At 68.5% G+C, this 23285-nt stretch carries 21 protein-coding genes; 3 read left to right on the top strand and 18 right to left on the bottom strand.

Annotation, left to right across the window (positions count from 1 at the left end; translation table 11 throughout):
• Window positions 1-375: 375 nt before the first annotated feature.
• Complete coding sequence (locus EFL95_RS04495) at window positions 376-1647, bottom strand: cytochrome P450 (protein WP_123232868.1); 1272 nt, start codon at window positions 1645-1647, stop codon at window positions 376-378.
• Between the two features lie 188 nt (window positions 1648-1835).
• Here EFL95_RS04495 and EFL95_RS04490 point away from each other — a divergent pair, with 188 nt between their 5' ends.
• Both EFL95_RS04490 and EFL95_RS04485 read left to right on the top strand, forming a co-directional pair.
• Complete coding sequence (locus EFL95_RS04490; protein ID WP_123232867.1) at window positions 1836-3092, top strand: saccharopine dehydrogenase family protein; 1257 nt, start codon at window positions 1836-1838, stop codon at window positions 3090-3092.
• 39 nt (window positions 3093-3131) lie between these two features.
• Window positions 3132-3398: a hypothetical protein gene (locus EFL95_RS04485; protein WP_123232866.1), complete on the top strand. Its 267-nt coding sequence runs from the start codon at window positions 3132-3134 to the stop codon at window positions 3396-3398.
• Window positions 3399-3406: 8 nt separating this feature from the next.
• Here EFL95_RS04485 and EFL95_RS04480 read toward each other — a convergent pair whose 3' ends face one another.
• From EFL95_RS04480 to EFL95_RS19365, 11 genes are all read right to left on the bottom strand, one after another.
• Window positions 3407-4837 carry an ABC transporter substrate-binding protein gene (locus EFL95_RS04480; protein ID WP_123232865.1) on the bottom strand — a complete coding sequence of 477 codons (1431 nt, stop codon included), beginning with the start codon at window positions 4835-4837 and terminating at the stop codon, window positions 3407-3409.
• 79 nt (window positions 4838-4916) lie between these two features.
• Window positions 4917-5900, bottom strand: a complete 984-nt coding sequence (locus EFL95_RS04475) for a collagen-like triple helix repeat-containing protein (RefSeq protein ID WP_123232864.1) — start codon at window positions 5898-5900, stop codon at window positions 4917-4919.
• 174 nt (window positions 5901-6074) lie between these two features.
• Window positions 6075-6275 carry a tautomerase family protein gene (locus EFL95_RS04470; RefSeq protein ID WP_123232863.1) on the bottom strand — a complete coding sequence of 67 codons (201 nt, stop codon included), beginning with the start codon at window positions 6273-6275 and terminating at the stop codon, window positions 6075-6077.
• 2 nt (window positions 6276-6277) lie between these two features.
• Window positions 6278-7009 (bottom strand): SDR family NAD(P)-dependent oxidoreductase, encoded by a 732-nt coding sequence (locus EFL95_RS04465; protein ID WP_123232862.1) that lies wholly within the window; start codon window positions 7007-7009, stop codon window positions 6278-6280.
• Between the two features lie 56 nt (window positions 7010-7065).
• Window positions 7066-7656, bottom strand: coding sequence for a TetR/AcrR family transcriptional regulator (locus EFL95_RS04460; RefSeq protein WP_123232861.1), 591 nt, complete (start codon window positions 7654-7656; stop codon window positions 7066-7068).
• A gap of 68 nt (window positions 7657-7724) precedes the next feature.
• Window positions 7725-8486: a trypsin-like serine peptidase gene (locus tag EFL95_RS04455; protein WP_123232860.1), complete on the bottom strand. Its 762-nt coding sequence runs from the start codon at window positions 8484-8486 to the stop codon at window positions 7725-7727.
• A gap of 42 nt (window positions 8487-8528) precedes the next feature.
• Window positions 8529-8855 (bottom strand): hypothetical protein, encoded by a 327-nt coding sequence (locus EFL95_RS04450; RefSeq protein WP_148044969.1) that lies wholly within the window; start codon window positions 8853-8855, stop codon window positions 8529-8531.
• Window positions 8834-9025, bottom strand: coding sequence for a hypothetical protein (locus tag EFL95_RS04445; protein ID WP_123232858.1), 192 nt, complete (start codon window positions 9023-9025; stop codon window positions 8834-8836). Before EFL95_RS04445 ends, EFL95_RS04450 begins: the two co-directional genes overlap by 22 nt.
• Window positions 9026-9109: 84 nt before the next feature.
• Window positions 9110-10900, bottom strand: a complete 1791-nt coding sequence (locus EFL95_RS04440) for an N-acyl-D-amino-acid deacylase family protein (protein WP_123232857.1) — start codon at window positions 10898-10900, stop codon at window positions 9110-9112.
• A 401-nt stretch (window positions 10901-11301) separates the two neighbouring features.
• Window positions 11302-12543 (bottom strand): ABC transporter substrate-binding protein, encoded by a 1242-nt coding sequence (locus EFL95_RS04430; RefSeq protein ID WP_123232855.1) that lies wholly within the window; start codon window positions 12541-12543, stop codon window positions 11302-11304.
• A gap of 151 nt (window positions 12544-12694) precedes the next feature.
• Complete coding sequence (locus EFL95_RS19365; protein ID WP_183407022.1) at window positions 12695-15874, bottom strand: hypothetical protein; 3180 nt, start codon at window positions 15872-15874, stop codon at window positions 12695-12697.
• Window positions 15875-16210: 336 nt separating this feature from the next.
• Between EFL95_RS19365 and EFL95_RS19985 the strand changes: the two genes are divergently transcribed.
• Entirely contained in the window at window positions 16211-16339 is a 129-nt protein-coding gene (locus tag EFL95_RS19985) for a hypothetical protein (protein WP_281272192.1), read from the top strand.
• Window positions 16340-16408: 69 nt separating this feature from the next.
• Here the strand turns inward: EFL95_RS19985 and EFL95_RS04420 are convergent, their stop codons facing one another.
• The 6 genes from EFL95_RS04420 to EFL95_RS04395 form a co-directional block, all read right to left on the bottom strand.
• Complete coding sequence (locus EFL95_RS04420; RefSeq protein WP_123232854.1) at window positions 16409-16798, bottom strand: hypothetical protein; 390 nt, start codon at window positions 16796-16798, stop codon at window positions 16409-16411.
• Between the two features lie 33 nt (window positions 16799-16831).
• Window positions 16832-18388: a glutamine-hydrolyzing GMP synthase gene (gene guaA / locus EFL95_RS04415; RefSeq protein WP_123232853.1), complete on the bottom strand. Its 1557-nt coding sequence runs from the start codon at window positions 18386-18388 to the stop codon at window positions 16832-16834.
• A 77-nt stretch (window positions 18389-18465) separates the two neighbouring features.
• Complete coding sequence (locus EFL95_RS04410) at window positions 18466-18882, bottom strand: hypothetical protein (RefSeq protein ID WP_148044968.1); 417 nt, start codon at window positions 18880-18882, stop codon at window positions 18466-18468.
• 332 nt (window positions 18883-19214) lie between these two features.
• Complete coding sequence (locus EFL95_RS04405; protein ID WP_123232851.1) at window positions 19215-20936, bottom strand: GMC oxidoreductase; 1722 nt, start codon at window positions 20934-20936, stop codon at window positions 19215-19217.
• Window positions 20933-22534 carry a succinic semialdehyde dehydrogenase gene (locus tag EFL95_RS04400; RefSeq protein WP_123232850.1) on the bottom strand — a complete coding sequence of 534 codons (1602 nt, stop codon included), beginning with the start codon at window positions 22532-22534 and terminating at the stop codon, window positions 20933-20935. Before EFL95_RS04400 ends, EFL95_RS04405 begins: the two co-directional genes overlap by 4 nt.
• 67 nt (window positions 22535-22601) lie before the next feature.
• Window positions 22602-23282: a hypothetical protein gene (locus EFL95_RS04395; RefSeq protein ID WP_123232849.1), complete on the bottom strand. Its 681-nt coding sequence runs from the start codon at window positions 23280-23282 to the stop codon at window positions 22602-22604.
• Between the last annotated feature and the right edge of the window lie 3 nt (window positions 23283-23285).

The raw sequence follows: 23285 nt of genomic DNA, 5'->3' as shown, positions 1-23285 counted from the left end.
CTCAAGATGGGAATTCGGCAGGTCACAGCCTTCGCTATCGCCGATCGCCGGACCCGCGGCTATCGCGAATGCCCCCGCAGTACGAGTTAGTGCCAACGCGCACGCCACCCAGCGGGCGGCCTTCGCACGGTAGCCGTCGACCTCAGATCCGTCGCCATGACATTCTCCTCAACGACCGGCCGGATCCTGGACGCCCGGTGCGCCAAGATGGCTTGTTGTCGTTGACGACGTAGACCTGGCTGAGTCCTTACGCCGCGCCCTGCTCCATCTGACACCGGCGAACTTCCAACGCAGTCGTTTGAAAGACCGACAGCCAGTTGCCCAGCAGTGCCGCGACGGAGACCGGCAGTAACGCAGCAAACTCAGCTTGCGCGCTCACCCAAGCGTGACCGGCAAAGCCTCAATGCCGTAGACGATCGACTTGGCGTGGAACTGCAGCTGCTTCGGGTCGACGGCCAGCGCCATGTTCGGGAAGCGCTTGGCGAGAGCCGGGTAGGCGGCCCGCAGCTCCATGCGTGCGAGCTCGGCACCGACGCAGCGGTGCAGACCGTGGCCGAAGGCGACGTGGTTCGAGGACTCCTTCATCGGGCAGAGCTCCTCACCCGGCGTCGAGCGCGGGTCGCGGCTAGCGGCGGGCAGGTGGGTCAGCATGACCGAGCCCTTCTTGATCCGGTGGCCGCCGACGACGACGTCCTCCTTCACGAACCGCGGGAAGGCGATCTGCACGACCGAGAGGTGGCGCAGCAGCTCCTCGACGATGTCCTCGACGCTGTCGGGGTCCTCGGCCAGCGACTTCCACAGACCCGGGTGCTGGAGCAGCACCAGGGTGCCGAGCGCGAGCATCGAGGCGCTGGTCTCCAGGCCGCCGGTGAACGCGCCGTCGGCGAGGCCGCCGAGGTCGAAGTCGTTGATCTCGTCGCCGTGCTCGCGGACGATCTGGCCGATCAGGCCGGGGCCTGGGTCGTGGCGCTGGCGCGCGGTCTCGGCAAGCAGGAACTCGCGTGATCCGCCGATGGCACCGACCGCGCCGGCACCGCCCTCGGTGATGTCGAAGCGCGCGCTGGCCAGGGTTCGGAAGGTCTCCCGCTTCTCGGCGGGCAGGCCGAGCAGGTCGCAGATCACCTGGAACGGCACCGGGAATGCGAAGGTCTGAGCCAGGTCGACGACGCCGCCGTTGGCCGCGGCCGCCGCCTCGGTCTCGTCGAGCTGGGCCTCGATGATCTCCTCGATCTTCGGCTTCAACCGCGCCAGCCGGCGCATCGTGAACTCGCCCTGGAGGAGCTTGCGCTGCCGGGTGTGCTCGGGCGGGTCGGTGAACCCGAGCCCGCCGATATCGCCCTTCTCCACGTCACCGCTGGCGCCCATGTAGGGGCGGATGTCGGTGGAGTGGTTGACGTTGCCGAGCACCTCGCGGGCCTCGTCGTACCCGGTGATCATCCAGACCTCGAGGCCCATGATCGAGGTGAGCCGGGTGACCGGGTCCTTGGCCCGGGCCGCGGTCACGCGCGGGTTCGGGTCCACGCCGTCGCGCAGCAGCGGCCACGCGAGCCGGTTCGGGATCTTTTCCAGCTTGGTGAGGTCGAGGCCGCCGGTGCGCGCGATGACGCGCTTCATCACGGCGGACTTCGCCTGGGAGAGGAGGCTCATGGGTCGTCGAGGGCCCTTTGCTAAGACGGGTGCCTGGCAGCTGCTGGAGGAATCTGCTTGCAGCATGCTACCGAGCGCCTGAACCTCCCCTGAACACCACCGCCGCCGGGTAGTCCCACTGGCGGATGTCCCTGCCGGAGCCGTTGTGCCAGGATCGAACATCCTTCAGCACCACCCCAGGAGTGCAGATGTCCGATCAGTCCCGTGAATTCGACGTCATCGTCTTCGGAGCCACCGGCTTCGTCGGCGAGCTGACCGCGGAGTACCTGGCCCAGAACGCCCCGCTCGGGACCCGGATCGCGCTCGCCGGCCGCAGCGAGTCCAAGCTCTCCGAGCTCCGCAAGCGTCTTCCCGCCGCGGCCGAGCGCTGGCCGCTGATCGTCGCGGACGCCGACTCTCCCAGCTCCCTGGACGCGATGGTCGCCCGCACTCGGGTGATCGCGACCACGGTCGGCCCCTACCTGAAGTACGGCGAGGCCCTGGTCGGCGCGGCTGCCTCGGCCGGCACCGACTACATCGACCTGACCGGCGAGGTCCCGTTCGTGCGCTACGCGATCGACAAGGTCGACGAGGTCGCGCGCGTCACCGGCGCCCGGATCGTTCCGAGCTGCGGCTTCGACTCGATCCCCTCCGACATCGGCGTCTGGACCCTGTACCGCAAGATCACCGACGACGGCGCGGGCGAGCTCACCGCGACCACCAACGTGGTCACCAAGATGCGGGGCGGCGCGTCTGGCGGCACCGTCGACTCGATGCGGGTGATCACCGGACTCGCTCGCGACCCCGAGGCCCGCAAGGTGCTGATGAACCCGCAAGCGCTCTCCTCCGGTCCCGGCGACATGCCGCAGGCGCACCGGAGCTCGGAGCCCAGCGACATGCCGATCATCAGCGCCGAGACCGTGGACCCGTCCCTGAAGGGAACCCTCGGCCCGTTCTTCATGGCCAGCTACAACACCCGGATCGTGCGGCGCTCGAACTTCCTGCTCGACGGTGCCTACGGCAAGGACTTCCGGTACGGCGAGGCGATGGCGCTGGGCAAGAACAAGCTGGTCGGTCGGGTCGCGGCCGCTGGTGTCTCGGCAGCGGTCGGCGCACTCTTCACCGGACTGGCGTTCAAGCCCACGCGGCGGGTCCTGGACCGGATCCTGCCCAAGCCCGGCGAGGGCCCGAGCGAGGAGTCGCGCAACAAGGGCTTCTTCGAGCTGCAGGCCTTCACGAGGACCACGACCGGCAAGCGCTACCGCTCGATCACCGCGGCCTCCGGCGACCCCGGCTACAAGGCCACCGCGATGATGTTCGGCGAGTCCGCGCTGGCGCTCGCGCTGGACCGCGAGGACCTGCCGGAGCGCTACGGAGTGCTGACCCCGGCGAGCGCGATGGGCGACGCGCTGGCGAAGCGGCTGCGCGCAGCGGGCATGAAGATCGAGGCCGACGTTCTCGGCTGACCGCGCGCCCCGAGCCGCCCGCTCTGACACACTCGCGGCATGGAACGGATCATCGCTCGGGTGCTGGTCGTTTTTGCCGTCGGTTTCGCTCTCATCGCGCTGGTCGTCGCTGGCTACGACGGAGGCTGCGGATCGCTGTTCAGCGCGACCTCGTGCGACCATCACCCCACCGGCCAGGTGATCGCGACGATCATTCTCGTAGGGCTGGCGCTGACGTGTGGCGTCGCGGCGTACGAGGCGTACGTATCCGGTCCCCGTCCTCCCGAGGAGCCACCGACGATCTACCCCGGGGGCGCGCAGGTCTGAGAATGCCGCTACCGGATCACCGTCGAGCCGTGGCAGATGTAGTCGTTGCCGATCGTCACCCAGCGGCCGTCGTGCGCGCGCAGGAACCGCCAGCAGCTCGAGTTCTTCTTGGGCCCGACCGGCTGCGGTGCGTGCAGGCCGTGGTCGGTCCACAGGCTGACCGCGCGGATGCGGCGTACCAGGTTCGCGCGGGTGAGGTTGCTGCCCAGCGCTTGGGCCTGCTCGGTGAACAAGCGCGCCGCTGACCAGGCGTAGAGGCCGAAGTACGACGGCACCGCACCCGGCGCGACCTGCTGCAGCCAGGCCCGGTACAGCTTCATCTCCTGGTTCCCGCCGGCCGCCTCGAACGGCAGGAAGTTCACGTAGATGTACGCGCCCTCGACAGCACTACCGCCGGTCTTCAGGAAGCTCTGGTTGTAGGCCGTGGCGTCCTGGACGAAGACGTCGGGCTTGAACTGGTAGGTCTGCATCGCCTGGGCCATCCGCACGGCCTGGTCGGAGGAGCCGATGAACTGGACCAGGCGCACGCCCTTGTCCTTCATCGCCTGCACGTACGGCGCGTAGTTGAACTCGGCGACGTCGAAGGTCGTGTCGTAGACGAACTTCATGCCGCGCTTCTCCTCGGCGAGCTTGGTGTACTTCGCCGTCTCGACGGCCGCGGCTTCGCGGACGTAGATGATCGCCGACTTCTTCGCTGCGGCACCGTGCCGGGAGACCAGGAAGTCCGGGATCGCGTTCTGGAAGGCGTGCAGCTCGGTGGCCTGCGCGCCGAAGCAGGTACGACAGTCGTTTCGGGTGTCGGAGACCGACTGCGACCGGATGTCGGGCAGCCCGCACTGGTCAGCGGTCGCGGCCCCACCGGAGTCGAACGCCGACATCGAGCCGACCGCGGCGAAGGCCTTGTCGCAGGCAGTGACGTAGGCGCGCTGGTCACCGCCGGCGTCGGTCCGGGTGTCGAGGTCGAGCACCTGGAGCTTGCGTCCGCACAGGCTGGAGTGCGCGTTGAAGTAGGCCGCGAAGGCACGGGTGGCCTGCTGCGCGGAGTTGAAGATGCCCGGCACCGGGCCGGTGATGTCCGAGGCGTTGGCGATCGTGACGGTGGTGTCCGTGATCCCCGTCTGCTTGGCCAGTGCGGTGCACGCAGGGGCACTCGGGTTCAGCCCCGAGCCCTGGTCGTTCGTCTTGGTCTGTCCGGGGTGCTCCGCGACCGGGAGCAGCCCGCCCGGCACCGTGCTCTTCGGACCCTGCGTCGACGTCGGCGCGGAGACCACCGGCCCGGGTGCCGAGACCGTGCTCGTGGTGCCCTGGGCGTTCCCGTGCAGGGCCGCGTTGGCCCGTACGGCAGTCTTCGGATCGAGCGCCGACCCCCCGCATCCCGCCGCCGTCAGGGCGAGCACCGCCGCCCCCGAGACGAGGGTCAGGCGGTGAAACGGAGTCACCCTTCGTTTCTACACCTGAGGTCCCGCCGATCGCGGCAGGTTTACGTCTCGGGGGCGGCGTCGCCGATCGATTTGTCCCCTACTGGGCCGGAATGATCACACCTTCCAGGTCGCAGGCGTGCGGGAGCACGGTTGCCTGAGCCGAGATGGTGAAGTTGTACGTCAGCGCGAAGGTCAGGCCATCAGAGCCACTCACGATCGCGGGACTGCTCCACTGGTTGCGCAGGTGGCCGGCGGTAACCGTGTTCCCCGCGATCAAGGTCGTACCGCTGGCGTTGTTGAGGCCGAGGGCCTGGGTGCCAGTCGCGCCCGCGCTGTCCTCCAGCCACGGGTTGGTGCCACGGGTGTTGAACAGCACGCCGCTCGGCGGGGTGACGTAGATGCCGAGCGCGGTGTTGGTCGTCCCGTTGGTCGGGTTGCACACCGCCGCAAAGGTCCAGCCGTTGTACGTGGCCACGGTCTTGGTGGTGGCCGTGTCGGTGATCAGCCGCATCGACAAGCCGCTGCCACCTGCGGGCCCGGTGTCACCCTTGGGCCCGGTGTCGCCCTTGGCACCCGGAGCTCCCGGCGTACCCGGAGCTCCCGGCGTACCCGGAGCACCGGTGTCGCCCTTCGGCCCGGTGTCACCCTTCGGGCCCTGGGCTCCGCCGCCGGCGTACCCGGCGATGGTGGTGGTGACGATGACGGACCCGGTGCTCTGGTTCTCGAACCGCACCGAGTTCTTCAGCCCGACCTGCGCGACCGTGGTGGCCGAGACGGTCTGCCCGGCTGTCCAGCTCAGGTCGACGACGCCGTCGGGGTTGCCGGTCGGGTAGACCAGCAGGTTGCCGGCGGCCTTGCCGCTCTTGACCGAGATGGTCAGGTACACCGAGGACGCGTACGTCGGCACCGTGGTGGTGCCGCCGGTGGCGACCTTGTCGAGGACCGCGTGGGCGGCCATGGTCTGGTTGGTGGCCAGCTTGAACGGCGTGGCCAGCGGCACGAAGCCGTCCGGCAGACCGCCGTCGGCCTGGGCCGAGCTGGTGGCGAACATCGCGATGGCGGCGACGGCGAGTGCGGCCATCCACTTCTTCGCGGTGCGGGTTCGCGGCCTGGGTGCAGCATGCAGCGACATCATGGTCTCCCTCAGAATGCCCCCGCGGGCGCGACGCTACCGGGCGCGGGCGGCGCTTGCGGGACGAATCCTCAAACCGGTCGGACCGGCGCCGGGACCGCCATCAGGTCCCGGCGCCAGCCCCTAGTGAGCCTTGAGGTACTCCTCGAACGTCAGGCCCGCGACCCCCCAGTTGTCCACGGGGACCTCGTCGATGACGACGTGCGTCGTCGCCGGGTTCTTGTCGAGCACGTCGACCAGCAGGTCGGTCACGCCGCGGATCAAGGCCGCCTTCTGCTCCGGCGTGACGCCCTCGTCGGTGACCCGGATGTTCACGTACGGCATGGTCAGCTCCGTCCTGCGACGTAGCCGCCGTCGACGCGCAGCACGTGGCCGGTGGTGAAGCTGGAGTCGAGCAGGAACAGGATGCCTGCCGTGGTCTCGTCGACCTCGCCGATCCGGTTCAGCAGGTGGAGTGCGCCCATCGTCTCCCCGGCGCTCGGGTCGTGCATCGGCGTCCGGATGATGCCGGGCGCGATCAGGTTGACCCGGATCTGGTGCGGGGCGAGCTCCGCGGCCAGGGCCGTCGTCAGCGTGTGCACGGCACCCTTGCTGACCAACGGGGCCGAGGACGGGAAGCCGGTCAGCGCGTGGTCGACGAACACCGTGCCGATGTTCACCACGCTGCCGCCACCGCCCTGGGCGATCATCTGCCGCACGGCCGCCTGGGTGGTGAAGAAGGTGCCCTTCAGGTTGCCACCGAGGAACTCGTCGAGGTCCGACTCCTCGACGTCGACGAACGGCTTCGCGCCGAAGCTGCCGGCGCTGTTGACCAGTGCGTCGACGCGCCCGAAGGCGTCGACCGCGGCCCGCACGAGGGACTCGCCGACCTTGGCCTGCCGCACGTCGCCGGCCACGGCCACGACCTGCCGGTCGCCGCCTACCTGGACCACGGCCTTGGCGAGCTTCTCCTCGTCGCGACCGTGCAGAACCACGTTGTCCCCGCGCTCGACGAGCGCCCGGGCGAGGTCGAGACCGATCCCGCTCGAGGACCCCGTGACGATCACAGTTCGTGCCATCTTTTTTCTCCTCTCAATCAAGACGACCAGTCGTCTTCTAATGAACTCAAAAAAAATTAGGGCCGGAAGTAGCCGTCCAGCAGGCGGTCGAGGGTGCGGCGTACCGGAGCCAGGCTCTTGTCGATCTTCATCCGGATCACGGCGCCCTCCCACGACTCCAGCAGCATCTCGGCGAGCTCGAGGGCCGTCATGTCGTCGCGGACGAGGCCCTGCGTCTGGCCGGCCGCGATCAGGTCGCGGATGCCGTCGCGCCACCCGTCGAACGCGTCCCGCAGGGCACGCCGGGTCGCTTCGCTCCCGTCGAGCTCGCCGGCGAGGTTCGCCAGCAGGCAGCCGCCGACGAAATCGGTCCGCTCGAAGTCGCGCATCTGCAGCTCGAAGAACCGGCGCAGCGACTCGACCGGCGTCTTCGCACCGTCCTGCGCCTCGACCAGCTGGCGCGAGCAGGTGTCCGCGTAGTGGCCGATCACCGCGACGCCCCAGTCCTCCTTGCTCGCGAAGTAGTTGTAGAAGGACCCCTTCGGCACGCCGACCTCGTCCAGCACCTGCTGGATCCCGGTGCCGTGGAAACCCCGCTCGAGGAAGTTGGTGACGCTCGCGTCCAGCAGGCGCCGGCGCGTTCCGTCACTGAGTCGAGGTCGAGGCATGCCGAAACAATACGACCGGTCATTTTCAAACGCAATCGCTTTTGTTGTCGCCGTCGTCACACGGCGGATCAGCAGGCGTTCGCGGTGAACCCGATCGGCACCACGTCGCCGGCGCCGCCGGCTACAGCCCGCGCGAACAACGCCTGCACGCTCGCCCCGAACGGAGTGCTGTACTCGACGTCCGGCGCGCAGCCGCCCTGCTCCAGCCCTCCGATGACACCGACCAGGTGTCCGTCCTGCGCCCAGGGTCCGCCACTGGTGCCGTCCCCGAAGCCGGCGCAGCCGATGCTCGAGTACCCGTCGACCAGGGCCAGCGGAGCGGTGCAGGTCACCGGCCGGCCACGGCTGCCCATTGGGTACCCGCTCACCGTCACCGGGGCACCGGCGATCGGCGTCCCGAGCGGCTGACCCGGTACGACGTCCTCGAGCTGCTTGCCCGCTCGCGGCGCCACCCGCAGGATCGCGATGTCGTGGCGCGGGTCGAAGGACTTGGTCCACTCGGGGTCGATGTAGATGCGCTGCACCGTCCAGGTGCCGGCGGGCAGCACGTTGTCGTGCAGCAGTGGCGCGAACTCGATCCCGACGCCGGTGCCGAACACGCAGTGCGCGGCGGTCGCGACGAGGTTCTTCGACGGCGAGTGCAGCACGCTCGCCGAGCAGAAGTGCGGACCGCCGAGCAGCGGCAGCAGCCCGAGCAGGCTCGGGTAGAACACGGCTCCGGTCGCCGGCACGGTCTCCACCGGTTGGGCCGTCGGACCGTCCGCGCGCGCCGGCACCGCCAGTGCCAACGCCACCAGGATCCCTGCCGCCACCGCCGCCATCCGTCGCATGCGCGGAGGCTAGTGACGGCCTCCGGGGGCGTCAACGGATGGCTAGTCCGGCGAGCTCCCGTCGTGGGTGAAGCGCACGGCCTCCGACGTCGGCCAGCCCGTCTCCAGGTAGGTCTGCACACAGGCCAGCGCATGCTCGCGCTCCCCCTGCCACGAGTAGACGTAGCCGAGCGGATCGGTCCAGACGAGGAACGCGACCGACTCCCCACCGCTGAAGGCGACGCTCGATCCGTTCTCGTGCTCGAGCAGCACCGAGCAGCGCGCCTCGTCGACCAGCGCGTTGAAGTCGCCGAGGCACGCGACGTCGAACGCGCGCTCCTCGCCTTCCTGGTCGACGTAGGACGCGATCACTTCCTGTTCCTCCGCCATGCACGGAACCGCGACACCGGTGGCAGGAAGAACAGGATCACCATCGTGATGACCAGCAGCACCTTGCTGCCCGTGGCGATGAACACCAGGATCCCGAGGACACCGACCACGAAGGACGCGACGTTCTGCTTGAGCAGAGCCCAGTCACGGTGCCGACCCTGGTGGTCCATCAGCACACAGTAGAAGTGCGAAGACCGGGGCGACCGGACAAACCGGGCCGCGACGACCCCGCGTCTAGACCGCGTTTCCCCAGGTCAGGAGGCGAGTGCGCCGGCGCCCGGCTGCGGCGCGGGCACCACGCCCGGCTCCTCGCAGCGCAGGAACTGGCCGGTGCGCTCGGCGCCCAGCACCTCGGTCGGGACACCCTCACGAATGACCGGACGACCGGCGACGATCACCACCGGCACGGTCGCGTCGTTGCGGTTGACCATCCGGGACAGGTTCCCGAACTGCTCCACCGGGCTCTCGGCGTACTCCTCGAGGCTGGCGTCCAGCTTGGTCGGGTCGATGACGACCAGGTCGGCCCGGTCGCCCTCGCGCAGGTGGCCGGCGTCCAGGCCGTACCAGTCGGCGAGCTCGCCGGTCAGCCGGTGCACCGCGTGCTCGACGCTCATGAACGGGGCGCCGGCCTTCTCGGCCTCGACCACGTGCTTGAGCAGCCGCAGGCCGCAGTTGTAGAACGCCATGTTGCGCAGGTGCGCGCCGGCGTCGGAGAAGCCGATCTGCACGCCCGGGTCCTTCGCGAGCTTCTTGAGGAACTCGGGACGGTGGTTGGAGATCGTGGTCCGCCAGCGCAGCGCGGTGCCGTGCTCGAGGACCAGGTCGAGGAACGCGTCGACCGGGTGCAGGCCACCGCGGTCGAGACCGACCTGCCCGAAGGACTTGCCGACCACCGAGGCGTCCGGGCACTCGACGATCTCGGCATCGAAGAAGTCGCGGTGCCACACGCGCGGGCCGTACTTGGAGTCGTAGTCCTTGCGGAACGTGCGGCGGTACTCCTCGTCGCGCAGCAGCTCGTTGCGGGCGAACTCCTCGGACAGGTGCAGCGCCGCGGCGCCGGAGCCGAACTCCTCGAAGATGACCAGGTCGATGCCGTCGGCGTACACCTCGAACGGCACCGGCAGGTGCTGCCAGCGGAAGTTGCCGCCGAGCTTGTTCACGACGGTCGCGATCGGACCCATGATCTTGATGACGAACGGCAGCGCCTTGATGTCCGCGGCCGACAGCAGACTGGTCTTCAGCTTCTTGCGTCCGATGCCGAGCGAGGACAGTGACTGGCTCAGGATGTTGAGCGGGTTCTTGATGTTCGGGCCGGACTGGAGAACACGGTCGCGCTTGCGCAGGATCGCGTTGAGCCGGCGCAGCTCGCGGGCCTTGGCGAAGGTCGAGGGCAGCGTGCGGGAACGGCAGGTGTCGCCGTCGAGCTTGTCGAAGAGCAGCTGCTGCGAGCTCATCCCGATGAAGCCGGCGTCCAGCGCCTCGGTGAGCCAGGCCTCCATCCGGGCCTGCTCCTCGCGCGTGGGCCGGACGCCCTTGCGGGTGGCGCGGTCCAGCCCCATCGTCGCGGTGCGCATGTCGGAGTGACCGACGAACGCCGCGAGGTTCGGCCCGAGCGGCAGGGACTCCAGCGCCTCGACGTACTCGGACGCATTGGTCCAGGTCTTGTGCCGGGTGACGCCGTCGATGACGTGGCGGCGCGGGATCGCCTCGACCCGACCGAACAGGTCTCCGGCGTCGACCGGGTCGACGTGCACGGTCGACAGCGAGCACGAGCCGAGGAAGATCGTGGTCACGCCGTGGCGCAGCGACTCGACCAGCGACGGTCCGCCGAGCACCTCGATGTCGTAGTGGGTGTGGATGTCGACCATGCCGGGCAGCACCCACTTGCCGCCGGCGTTGATGACCTCGGTGCAGCCGGTCTCGTCGAGCGCCTCAGCCGAGACGGTGGCGACCCGTCCGTCCTTGATGCCGAGGTTGCGCTGCTGTGGCTCGGCGCCGGTCCCGTCGAACCACAGGCCGTCGCGGACGATCACGTCAAAGGTCATGCACGTATCGAACGGGGGTTTTTGACACGTGTCAAGAGTCGCCCTCACTCGTGTTGCGGGCCGGTTCGAGGCGACTGGTCAGACCGTCGCCGCGGTCGACTCCCAGACCTCCCGGCCACCCGAGGATTCCCACTCCGCCCAGGCCGCTGCGTATCCGTCCTCGAGACCGGCCTGGACCGAAGCCGAGCGGGGCGCCCCTGCCCCAGTGACCTCCGACCTCGTTCGATGCTCAACGGCCTGGGCACGTTCGACCAGCTCGTACGGCTCTTCTGGCAGTGTCACCGCCACCTTGCGAACGGCCACGCCACCTCCTAGGTATGACTTCATCGAACTGTGACCCTAGGCAGAAACCGACGAATCCTGTGCCCGCGGTTCACAGGCCAGCCAACAGCGGACCGCTACTAGGGCGTCGGCACCACAGTCCGGCCGTTGCACACGTACGCCGTGCCGCCGACCGCGACCCACGTACCGGCGTCGAGCCGGAGCATCCGCCAGCACGGGGTGACGACCTTCGAGCCGACGTTCTGGCTCGCGTGAGCACCGGAGTCGGTCCACGCGTGCACACCGCGCACCGCGGTCACCAGGTTCGCGCGGCTGAGGCGACCGCCCAGCGCTCGGGCCCGGTCGACGAACAGCCGAGCCGCGGACCAGGCGAAAAGCCCGTCGATGCTCGGCGACGCCCCGGGATGCACCTTGCGGAGGTAGGTGATGTAACGACGAAGCTCCGTGTTGCTCGCCGCCTCGGAGAACGGGGTGATGTCGATCGGGACGTAGGTGCCGTCGACGGCCGCGCCTCCATCAGTGACGTACGGCTTGATGCCGTAGGTCCGTGGGTCGGTCTGGAACAGCGGCGCGTACGACGCATCCTTCATCGCCTGCGCCAGACGCACGGCCTGCTGGTACGGGCCGACGAACTGGACGAGCTGGACGCCATGGCTCTTGAGCTGGGTCACGTACGGGCCGTAGTCGAAGGCGGCCACGTCGATGCCGGTCGAGTAGACGAAGTTCATCCCGCGCTTCTGCTCCGCGGAGAACATGGTGGCTGCCTTCGCGGCGTAGGCCTGCGCGTTCAGGTACACCAGACCGACCGCCTGCGAGGCCGCGTGCTGGTGGCCCAGGAAGAAGTCAGGGATCGCGTTCGGGAACGCGTCGTCCTGGGTCGCCTGGACGCCGAAACAGGTGGGGCAGTCGTTGCGGTCCGTGGACGCCGAGGTCGAACGGATGTCGGGGAGCCCGCAGTTCTGGGTCGTCCAGGACCCGCCGTTGTCGAAGAGCGACCACGAGCCCACCGCCGCGAATGCGTGCTTGCACGCCGCGGCGTACGCGGTGCCGTTGCCCTTGGCGTCCGTCTGGGAGTCGAGGGTGTAGATCCGGAGCTTGCGGCCGCAGATCGACTGGGAGGCGTTGAAGTAGGAGACGAATGCCTTGACCCCGTCGAGCGCCGGGCGCCCCAGGTTCGGGACCGGCCCGGAGAGGTCGGCGACGTTCGCGATGGTGATCGTCGTGCTCGTGACTCCGGTGCGGTTCTGGAAGCCGGTGCACGACCCCGCCGCGGCCGAGGGGCTGGTGGGTACGGCCGCGAACGTCGCCGTCAGAGCAGCGAGCACGGTGAGTACACCGAGGCGTCTGCGCGCTCGGACCACGGGGACCTCCTGAGTCGTCGTTCCTCCCCGCGTTCTACACCGGACCGACCCGACCGCGCGCGACTTTCAGAACTCGCTCAGGATTCGCACGCGGGACGACAGGCCGGACGCCCGCCAGAACCTGGCGGGCGTCCGGTCCTTCCCGTGCCGGTCAGCAGAAGTGGATGAAGCTTCCGCTGAGGAGATCGATGTCGTCGAAGACCGGGATGTCCACGTCCAGGTGCGGGCTGTCGATGCAGCTGAACGTGCCGGTGCTGTGCGTCGTGAGGTCGTCGTAGTCGATGCACGTCGGCAGGCAGTAGTCGACGAACAGGATCTTGTCCTGCGCCTCGATACCGGAGCTGTCCGAATCGGTGTGGTACTCGATCAACGGGTCGTCCGCGTCGTCCTGGTAGTACTTCACGTTGCCGCTGATCAGGGTGTTGTCGGTGTCGAAGTAGGCGTAGGCCCGACCCGCGGTGCAGGCCGTGCAGTCGAACGACCGGAACCCGGCACCCACCTGGACCTTGCCGAACCGCAGGTTCGAGATCACCAGACGCGACTTCTTGGCCGAGCTGTCCAGGCAGGTGCCCGGGTCGGACTCGTCGAAGCAGTACGTGCCGTCGACCCGGAAGCGGGTCGGCCAGGCATTGCCCGACAGATCCGTCGGGACCAGCGAGAAGTCGAGCAGCGCCGGTGGCATCAGGAATCCGAAGTAGGTGTTCGGGACGAAGCTCGCCTTGCAGGCCTTGTTGTCGCCCGAGAAGCAGACGGTCACGTCCGGAGCGATGTTCTGCAGGTTCGCGTCGATGTAACCGCCGGCCAGGTTGGTCTGCAACGTGATCGAGTTGATCTGCGTGTTGGTCGTCGCCCGGTAGTGCACGCTGACCTTGTTCGACATGTCGAGGTTGATCGTCGCCGGGGTCGGGTTCGAGATCGTCCCCTGGAGGAACTTCCCGTCGTCCTGGATGAACGTGTAGTCGAACGGATCCGGTGCGATGGAGTAGGAGATGATCTTGTTGGCATCGGTGATCTGGACGAACGTGTCTCCGATGTTGTGGATGTCAGCGGTGAACTGCCCGGTGTTCAGGTTCCCGTACGCCGTCTGGTGCCCGGCGATGCTGTTGTGCGGGCCGCTGGCTGACGGGTAGAGCTGCAACAGGATCCGCCCGATCTTCTGGTTGTTCGGCGGATCGTTCTGACCGCGCGGTGCGAACGAGAAGGTCGTTCCGTTGTGGCTCGAGAACACCGCCCGCATGTGGCTCGGGATGTCGTCGACCTGGGCGTGCAGGGTGTCGATGCCCAGCGGCAGCGCTGTCCCGTCAGCCACGTTGTACAGCCCGCTCGCGTCGACCGTGATGTGGTCGATGTGCTGGCCGTGCGCGTCGTAGTCCAGGACGGTCGTGTCGTCCGAGACCTGGTCGAGGCTGAAGTCGATGTTCGACGGGACCTTGTCGATCGTCCCGTTGACCTTCAGGTTGTGCGTGGCATCCGCCAGGTTCGCGTACAGGTTCAGCACCTGCGGCGAGTTGGTCTGCAGGTTGCCGCTCATCGGGTCGGCCTTGAAGGAGACCGACTTGATGCCGAGGATGCGCGCGTACGCCCGGTACAGCGACCCGGTGTCCTCGTACGACGCGTAGTCGCCCGCCGGCGTTGACGGCACGCCCGCTCCGTCACTGGCGAGGAGCTCGACCGAGCCGATGCCGTTGCCGGAGGCGTTGAACGTCACGCCCCCGTCGGCCTGGGCGTAGTCGACGTTCATCACCGCGGGCAGGTCCTTGACCGTCACGTCGACACGCGTGGCCTTGGCGAAGAACGGCGTGCTCTTCGTGCCGTGCAGGTGGATCTCGTCGATCCCGGTGCCGTGGCCGTCGAAGCCGATCTCGCCGGCATCGGAGTCGATGGAGACCGTCGTGTCCGCGGGGAGACCCTTCAGGTACCCGTCGAGGTGGACCGTGGAGACGTCGTCGTCGAACGTCAGCGGGATCAGCGCAGGAGCGGTCGCGAACTTGACCTCACCGGTGATCGGCCCGGCCTGGTCGAGCTGCACCGACTGCAGGTCGTTCAGCTGGAGACTGCCGCCGAAGACCGCGTTGCTGACCCGGTGGAACTTCGCGAAGGCCGACGTGCTCGGGTCGAGCGCCCCGACGTCACCGCCCTGGGCGAAGCGCGCCTGGATGCGGTCGAACTTCCCGCCCTGGGTCGCGCCGACGAAGGTGTTCTCGTCGGCCTGGTCGAACCGGATGTGGGCAGGGATGCCCCAGGCGTCCAGTGCCGCGGCGGTCTTGATGTTGCCGTTGAGCTTGTCGCGGTAGGTGCCGGTCACCTTGGCGATCGGCGCCGAGGCGTCGTACGTCACGGAGTTGCTGCCGGCCGGGCCGGAGGTGTGCACCACGTCGATCGTCGAGGGCACCGCGTCGACGGTGGCCGTGATGTTCTGCTCGTGGTTGCCCGGCGTCAGGATGTCCATCTTCGCGTCGAGCGCCGTCGGCGTGGTGTTGACCGAGATCTGCTGTCGGTCGTCGGCCAGCTTGAGCCTGGTCTTGAACGACGCGGGCACCGGCGAGAACTTCGCGTTGCCGCGGTACGTCGTGGTCGGAGCGTCCGCGTTGTCGCCGGAGAACATCTCCCCCATCGTGGCCAGCGCGAACGGCGGGTTGGTGACGTTGAGGTCGAGACCCAGGTCCAGCGTCGAGGCGGAGATGCCCAGGATGCTGGCCTTCGCGACCCAGCGACCCGCGGTTCCCACCGAGGTGCCGTCCTCACCGAAGCCGACGAAGGTCGGCGTCCCGCTGGTCGGGAGCAGTGCGATCGCCTCGACCGAGACGCGCGCGTTGACCGGGAAGCCCAGCTGGCGCTGGATCTGCAGGTTGAGTCCGTTCGGCGGCAGGTTCGCGGTCAGGGTGCCGTAGAAGTCGGGAAGCAGGCCGGCGCCGTCGACGTCGAGCGGCGTCGGCACCGTGGCGAGCGCCTTGGTGTAACGGACGATCGGCGGCCCGGAGGGCGGGTAGTAGGTCGTCTTGTAGACGTAGCCGAGCACGCTGATCGAGCAGACGATGGCCGGCAGCGCGTCGACGATCGGGCCGACGACCGGAACCGGGTGCGTCACGTCGGCGACGCCCTGGACCACCGGGCAGAGGATCGACTGCAGCAGCTTCAACGGGGAGTTGCCGAAGGCAGTGGCGAGCGGTCCCGTCGGGTCAGCGGCCACCGGCATGGGAGCGACCGCAGGTGCGGTCGCCGCGACCGGCACGGCGGCAGGAAGAGGAGCGGCGGACGCGGACCGGCCCGGCAAAGCGACGATCGCTGCGGCGAGCGCGAACGCGCCCACGAGTGTGGTGATCTTGCGCATGGTGCGCCTCCGAGGTGGGTGCATGAGCACCATCGGGAAACGCCTAGAGCTCCCCGAGCGGGCACTCGCCTGATTGGCAAGTTAGCGAGCCGTTCGGCCAGGCAGACATGGCACGAACGGGGCAGTCCAGAATGCGCGGAAGATCGCAGTTGGTACGAGATGGGCCAAAGGTGCAGTCAGCCCCGACCCGCGCGCAGCGGTGTAGACCGGACCACCGCGGGCGCGCCCTGAAATGGCACCATGGCCGTTCTCGGAAATGAACGGCACGGGGGTGCTCAGATGGAACAGAACCACGACGATCGGCGAGGCCGAGGACGGCCTTCACTGCGCGAGGGCGTGCAGACCTGCCAGGTCTCGGCGCGCGTGCCCGGCGACGTGCGCAGCAAGCTGCAGGCGCAGGCCGACGCCGAGGGCAAGCGGCTGAGCGACGTCGTGCGTGAGGCTCTCGAGGCCTACGCCGGCTGAGGCTCCGGCCGCCGGAGCTCACCTCACCCGAACGATTCGACGACGAACGCTCGTTGTTGTTGGCGAGAACTAGTTGCAGACGGGGTCGTCGACCTGGGGAGCCGTGCCGACGCCGGTCGGCTCGAACTCGATCGTCACCGTGCACCCGTGATCGTCGACCGTCAAGGAACGACCAGGGGCGTAGTCCTCGTAGGTTCCATCGCCGTCATCGACCTCGCCTGAGTGCGCTCGGATGACGTCGGTGAAGTCGAGATCCCGGTACGCCGTCTTGGTGGACGCGCTCTCGGTCTGGAAGGCCCTCGCCACCCGAGCAGCGAACTTCGCCGCGGCGGCAGAGTCGGGATAGGTCCCCCGGGACGTCGTGTTCGTCTCGTGGGCGGAAGCACCGCAAGCCCCCAACGTGGCCGCGAGCATCAGCGCTGCACCGGTCAGCGTCGCGCGTTGCCAGCTAGCAGCCATCCATTGATCCTGACAGGAAACGGTGGAGGTGGCTCACTCCCACTCGATGGTGCCCGGGGGCTTGGACGTGATGTCCAGGACCACCCGGTTGACCTCGTCCACCTCGTTGGTGATCCGGGTCGAGATCCGCTCGAGCACCTCGTACGGGAGCCGGCTCCAGTCCGCCGTCATCGCGTCCTCGCTGGAGACCGGACGCAGCACGATCGGGTGACCGTAGGTCCGGCCGTCACCCTGGACGCCCACCGAGCGGACGTCGGCGAGCAGCACGACGGGGAACTGCCAGATGTCGTGGTCGAGGCCCGCGGCTGCGGTCTCCTCGCGGACGATCGCGTCCGCTGCGCGCAGGATCTCGAGGCGCTCGGCCGAGACCGCGCCGACGATGCGGATCGCCAGGCCGGGGCCTGGGAACGGGTGCCGTCCGACGATGGCCTCGGGGATGCCGAGCTGACGGCCGACCTGGCGGACCTCGTCCTTGAACAGGGTGCGCAGCGGCTCGATCAAGCTGAACTCGAGGTCGTCGGGAAGTCCGCCGACGTTGTGGTGGCTCTTGATGTTCGCAGCACCCTCGCCGCCACCGGACTCCACCACGTCGGGGTACAGGGTGCCCTGGACGAGGTACTTCACCGGCGGTCCCGGGGTGGCGAGCACCTCGCGCTCGGCGGCCTCGAAGACGCGGATGAACTCGCGCCCGATGATCTTGCGCTTCTCCTCCGGGTCCGTGACCCCGTCGAGGAACCCGAGGAACTGGTCCTTGGCGTCGACGACCTTGAGGTCGACACCGGTCGCCAGCACGTAGTCCTTCTCGACCTGCTCGGCCTCGCCCTGGCGGAGCAGGCCGTGGTCGACGAAGACCGCGGTGAGCTGGTCGCCGACGGCGCGCTGCACGAGCGCTGTGGAGACCGCGGAGTCGACGCCACCGGACAGCGCGGAGATGACCCGCGCGTCACCGACCTCTGCACGGATGCGCTCGACCTGCTCCTCGACGATGTTGACGCTCGTCCAGGTCGGCCGGCAGCCGGCGATGGTGTGCAGGAAGTGCTCGAGCACCGCCTGGCCGTGCTCGGAGTGCAGCACCTCGGGGTGCCACTGGACGCCGGCCAGCTGGCGCTCGACGTGCTCAAAGGCGGCGACGGTCGCGCGCGGCGAGCGCGCGTTGACGGTGAAACCCTCCGGCGCGGCCGTGACCTCGTCGCCGTGGGACATCCAGGAGACCAGCGTCTCGGGCAGGCCGTTGAGCAGCGTGCCGGGCTCGAGCACCTCGACGTTCGTGCGGCCGTACTCGCGCTGACCGGTGTGCGCGACGCTGCCGCCGAGCGCCTGGGCCATCGCCATGAAGCCGTAGCAGATGCCGAAGACCGGCACCCGGCCATCGACGAGGCTGCCGTCGAGCTGAGGTGCGCCGTCCTCGTAGACCGACGACGGTCCGCCGGACAGGATGATCGCCTTCGGGTTCTTGGCGAGCATGTCCTCGGCGGACATGGTGTGCGGCACGATCTCCGAGTAGACCTTGGCCTCGCGCACCCGGCGGGCGATGAGCTGGGCGTACTGCGCCCCGAAGTCGACGACGAGAACGAGGTCGTGGTCGGTCAAGTCCCGGCCCTTCCAGTGGAGGTTAGGGGCTGAGTCTATCCGTGCAGGACCGGACCCCGTACGCCGTCCCAGCCGGGTCAGTAGCAGAGCTTGTGCACCGCGGCGACGGCCTTCGTCAGCGCAACGAGATCGGCGGATCCCAGCACACGGGTGCCGTCGTCGAGGTCCTTGATCTTCCCCGGCAGTCCGGCGACCACCTCGACGAGGGCGCGGAACCGGGCGAAGTCGTCGTCCGAGAGCCCGGGGGTCTGTCCGGCAGTCACCGCCGCGCCGCGGACCTTGACGAGGACCGTGTCGCTCTCGATCCCATCACCGTCGGTCGGCGCTTCCGCCAGGAGCTCCTTCGCGTGCCGGGTGTCCGCGTCCCCCACCGACAGCACGTACCCGCGGCAGGCCATCGTGTGGGCCTCGCCAGAGCTGGGGACAACGTTGGAGCCGCAGGCGGCCAGCGGGAGCACGAGGACAGGGAGCAGCAGGGCCCGAGAGAGTTTCATGCGCTGGACCGTAGCGGCTCGGGCGTGGTGTCTCGCGCAGACCCCCGGACACGAATCAGGGCCCAGCCGGGGAGCGACGGCAGAGTGCTGGGCATGGGCCCAGGCTCCCCGGACACGAATCAGGGCCCAGCCGGGGAGGGAGGGAGGCTGGGCCCTGATTGTCCACGTGGTGTGAACCGTGTCGAGATCGGGCCTGGGAGGGAGCGATGCACCCGATCTGTACTGGTAAACGAGTCCGTTCAGGCGGGGTTATGCGTTACCTGAAGTTTTTTTCGGGACAAATCGGTCCCGTTCTCAGGGAGAGGTTTCGACAGGCTCAACCAGCACGGGGGTCAGGAAACCGCGACGATCGGCAGGTGCAGGGCGCCGGGGGCCCCGCTCGGGACCGCCGGGGAGTTCGGCTCGACCGCGCCGACCTGCTGGTACGCCGTACCGAGGGCCGGGCGCGGGTCCTCCTCGCCCTTGTTCGGCCAGAACGACATCGCCCGCTCCGCCTGGGCGGTGATCGTCAGCGACGGGTTCACCCCCAGGTTCGCCGAGATCGCCGAGCCATCGGCGATGTGCAGGCCCGGGTGGCCGTAGACGCGCTGGTACGGGTCGACCACCCCGGACTCGACCGAGTCGCCGATGGTGCAGCCGCCGATGAAGTGCGCGGTCAGCGGGCGGTTGAACGGCTCGCCGATCGAGCCGCCGGCGGTGCCGTCGACGATCTCGGCCATCCGCTCGACGGCCTCGTTGCCGACCGGGATCCAGGTCGGGTTCGGGGTGCCGTGACCCTGCTTGGAGGTCATGTAGCTGATGTTCGTGCCGGGGATCTTCTCGGTGAAGGTCGTGATCGAGTTGTCGACCGTCTGCATCACCAGGGCGATCACGGTGCGCTCCGACCAGTGCTTGAAGTCGTAGAGCTCGCGGATGTTCGCCTTCTGGTTCCACATCTCCTTGAGCCACTTCTGCCAACGCGGCGTCGGGCCCTCTCCGTCGGTGAGCACGGTCTGCATCATCGACATGAAGTTGCTGCCCTTGCCGTAGCGGACGGGCTCGATGTGGGTGTGGTCGTCGGGGTGGAACGACGAGGTGATGGCCACGCCGCGCGAGTAGTCGACGGTCGAGCCTGAGGGCGCGATCGCGCCGAGGATCGACTCCGAGTTCGTCCGCGACAGGTAGCCGAGCCGGTCGGACAGACCGGGCAGGTGACCCTCGTCCTTCATCTTGTGCAGCAGCCGCTGGGTCCCCAGCGACGCGGCCGCGACCACGACCTGCTCGGCGGTCAGCGTCCGGGTCGAGCGCGGCGTCGCCCGCAGGGCCTTGGTGAACTTGATGGTGACGTCGTACCCGCCGCCGCTGCGCGGCTTGAGACGGGTCACGGTGCTCAGCGGCATCACCCGGGCGCCCAGCTTCTCGGCCAGGTACAGGTAGTTCTTGACCAGGGTGTTCTTGGAGTTGTGCCGGCAACCGGTCATGCACTCGCCGCAGGCACGGCAGGGCACCCGGTCCGGGCCGGCGCCGCCGAAGAACGGGTCGGCGACGGTGTCGTGGTGGGTCTCGCCCGGTCCGCCGAAGAAGACGCCGACCGGCGTCGGGTGGAAGGTTTCCCCCACGCCCATGTCCTTGGCGACCTGCTCCATGACGTCGTCGGCCGCAGTGCGGAGCGGGTTCTCGACCACGCCGAGCATCCGCTTGGCCTGGTCGTAGTACGGCGCCAGCTCGGCCTTCCAGTCGGTGATGTGCGCCCACGACGGGTCGCGGTAGAAGGCGTCCAGCGGTTCGTAGAGCGTGTTCGCGTAGACCAGCGAGCCGCCTCCGACGCCCGCGCCGGAGACGATCATGCAGTCCTTGAGGGCGTCGATGCGCTGGATGCCGTAGCAGCCGACCTCGGGCCGGAAGAGGTAGCGCTTCACGTCCCAGGAGGTGTCGGCGAAGTCGGCGTCCTCGAAGCGGGCACCGGCCTCGATGACCGCGACCTTGTAGCCCTTCTCGGAGAGCCGCAGCGCGGAGACGGATCCACCGAAGCCCGAGCCGATGACGATCACATCGAAGTCGAAGTCCTTGCTCATGCGCGTCCCATCTTCTTCATCAGCCGCAGGCTCAGCGTCATCGTCTTGGCGTACTGCTCGTCGTCCAGGCCGAACTGCGGGCTGAACCGGAGCAGCGCCTGCGAGGCGACCGCCTGGGTCTCGGTGTAGCGGTGGATGCCTTCGCTGCCCTGACGGCGACCCATGCCGGACTCGCGCATGCCGCCCATCGGGGCGTCGATGCTGGCGAAGGTGGCCCCGAAGGCCTCGTTGATGTTCACGGTGCCGCACTTGATCTGGCGGGCGATGATCCGGGCCCGCTTCACGTCACGGCTGTAGATCGAGGCGTTCAGCCCGTACTCGCCGTCGTTGGCTCGCTTGATCGCGTCCGCCTCGTCGGAGAAGCGGTACAGGCTGATCACCGGGCCGAAGGTCTCGTGGCCGAAGCAGGTCATCTCCGGGGAGACGCCCTCGAGGATGGTCGGCTCGTAGAAGTACGGGCCGAGGTCCGGGCGGGCCTTGCCGCCGGCGAGCACGGTGGCGCCCTGGGCCACGGCGTCGTCGACGTGCGCAGTCACGGTGTCGAGCTGGTCCTGGCTGATCAGCGAGCCCATGTCGCTGCCCCACTCCAGGCCGGCGGACAGGTTCATCGCCTTGGTCGCGGCGACGAACTTCTCCTTGAACTTGTCGTAGACCTGGTCGGCGATGAACATCCGCTCGGTCGAGACGCAGAGCTGACCGGCGTTGGAGAAGCACGCCCGGACCGCACCCTCGGCGGCCTTGTCCAGGTCGGCGTCGCGCAGGATCAGGATCGGGTTCTTGCCACCGAGCTCGAGAGAGCAGCCGATCAGGCGGTCGGCGGCCTGCTTGGCGATGATCTTGCCGGTCGCGGTCGAGCCGGTGAAGCAGATGTAGTCGGAGCGCTCGATGATCGGCGTGCCGAGCTCGCGGCCCGGGCCGGCGACGACGTTCCAGAGGTCCTTGGGGAAGCCGGCCTCCTCGAGCAGCTGGGCCCCGAGCAGGGCGGACAGCATGGTCTGGGCGTCCGGCTTGGTGACCACGGCGTTGCCGGCCAGCAGCGCCGGGATGCCGTCGCACAGCGCCATCGTGAACGGGTAGTTCCACGGCGAGATGATGCCGACGACGCCCTTGGGGACGCGGTTGACCTCCGCGCGGGTCAGGCCCGGGATGACACCGAGGCGACGCTCGGTGTCGAGGTGCTGGTGCGCGGTGCGGGCGTAGTAGCGCGCGGTGAGCGCGATGTGCAGCGGCTCGTCGAAGGCGTGCTTGCGGGCCTTGCCGGACTCCCAGCAGATGAGGTCGATGATCTCGTCCTGGCGGTCCAGCACGAGGTCGTGCAGCCGCAGCAGGATCTCGGCGCGGTGGTCCAGCGACGTCCGTTGCCAGCTCTGCTGCGCACGCCGCGCGCGGGCGAACGCCTCCTTGACGTCAGCCTCGTTGGACTGCGGGATCACCGCGAGCGGCTTGCCCGTGGCCGGCGCGTACGCCGTCACCCCGGTACCGGTGGTGGCGATGAGGCGGCCGGTCAGTGCGGCCACGTACTCCGGCTCGAACGCGTACGACGCCCGCGGGTCGTGCTCGGGGTCAGCGGGAAGCTGGGTGGAGGGGTTCACGCTCATGGACGGAGCGTAAACCCAGGGGTAACTTTACACAACGGCGGATCTGTAAACTGGACAGCCGGTCCTGTCACTTGAACGTGAAGTAGATGAACTTCCCCGAGTTGGCGTGGTTCAGGCTGTCGCCGAAGAACCGCGCGCGCACCCGGTAGTGCACCCCGGAGGAGTGCTTCCCGGTCCACTGCCAGGTGACCACGCCGTTGGAGTTCTCGTACTTGCAGGCGCTCAGGCCGACGACCTTCCAGGTGGTCGATTCCTTGCGCCAGACCTCGTGCTTGATGCACCGGTACTTGCGCGCCGGCGTGGTGTCGCTGCGGAACGTCGGGTGGGCGGTCGTGGCGAACACCGCGTACGAGCCGGACTGCTGGTAGTACCCGGCGATCGCGCTCTGGAGCTGGGCACGGACCGGGAGCGAGAGCGTCTGGCTCGGCGAGGTCGCGTCGGCGACGTACACGTCGATCTTGGTGTCGATGTACATGTACACGGCGTAGTGCTTGGTGCCCGAGTAGACGCTGGTGTCGTCCAGCACCTTGCTCGTGTGGTTCGCGAAGCGGGCCACCACCTTCAGGTGGGTGCTCGCGCCGGCGTTCGAGACCGTGACCGAGACGTCCGCCGTCTGACCGGCGACGTAGATCGACTTGTTCGTGTGCGCCGCGACGCTGGGCGGCGGGTCCTCGGCGAACGCGGGCAGCACCGATGTCGACAGGACCGAGACCAGCGCCACGACCAGGAGGCGCCCCCAGAGCTTCATGAC

Source organism: Nocardioides marmorisolisilvae (assembly GCF_003725775.1).
Lineage (GTDB): Bacteria > Actinomycetota > Actinomycetes > Propionibacteriales > Nocardioidaceae > Marmoricola > Marmoricola marmorisolisilvae.
The sequence above is the reverse complement of the archived record's forward strand: the minus strand, read 5'-3'. Positions and strand labels throughout refer to the sequence as shown.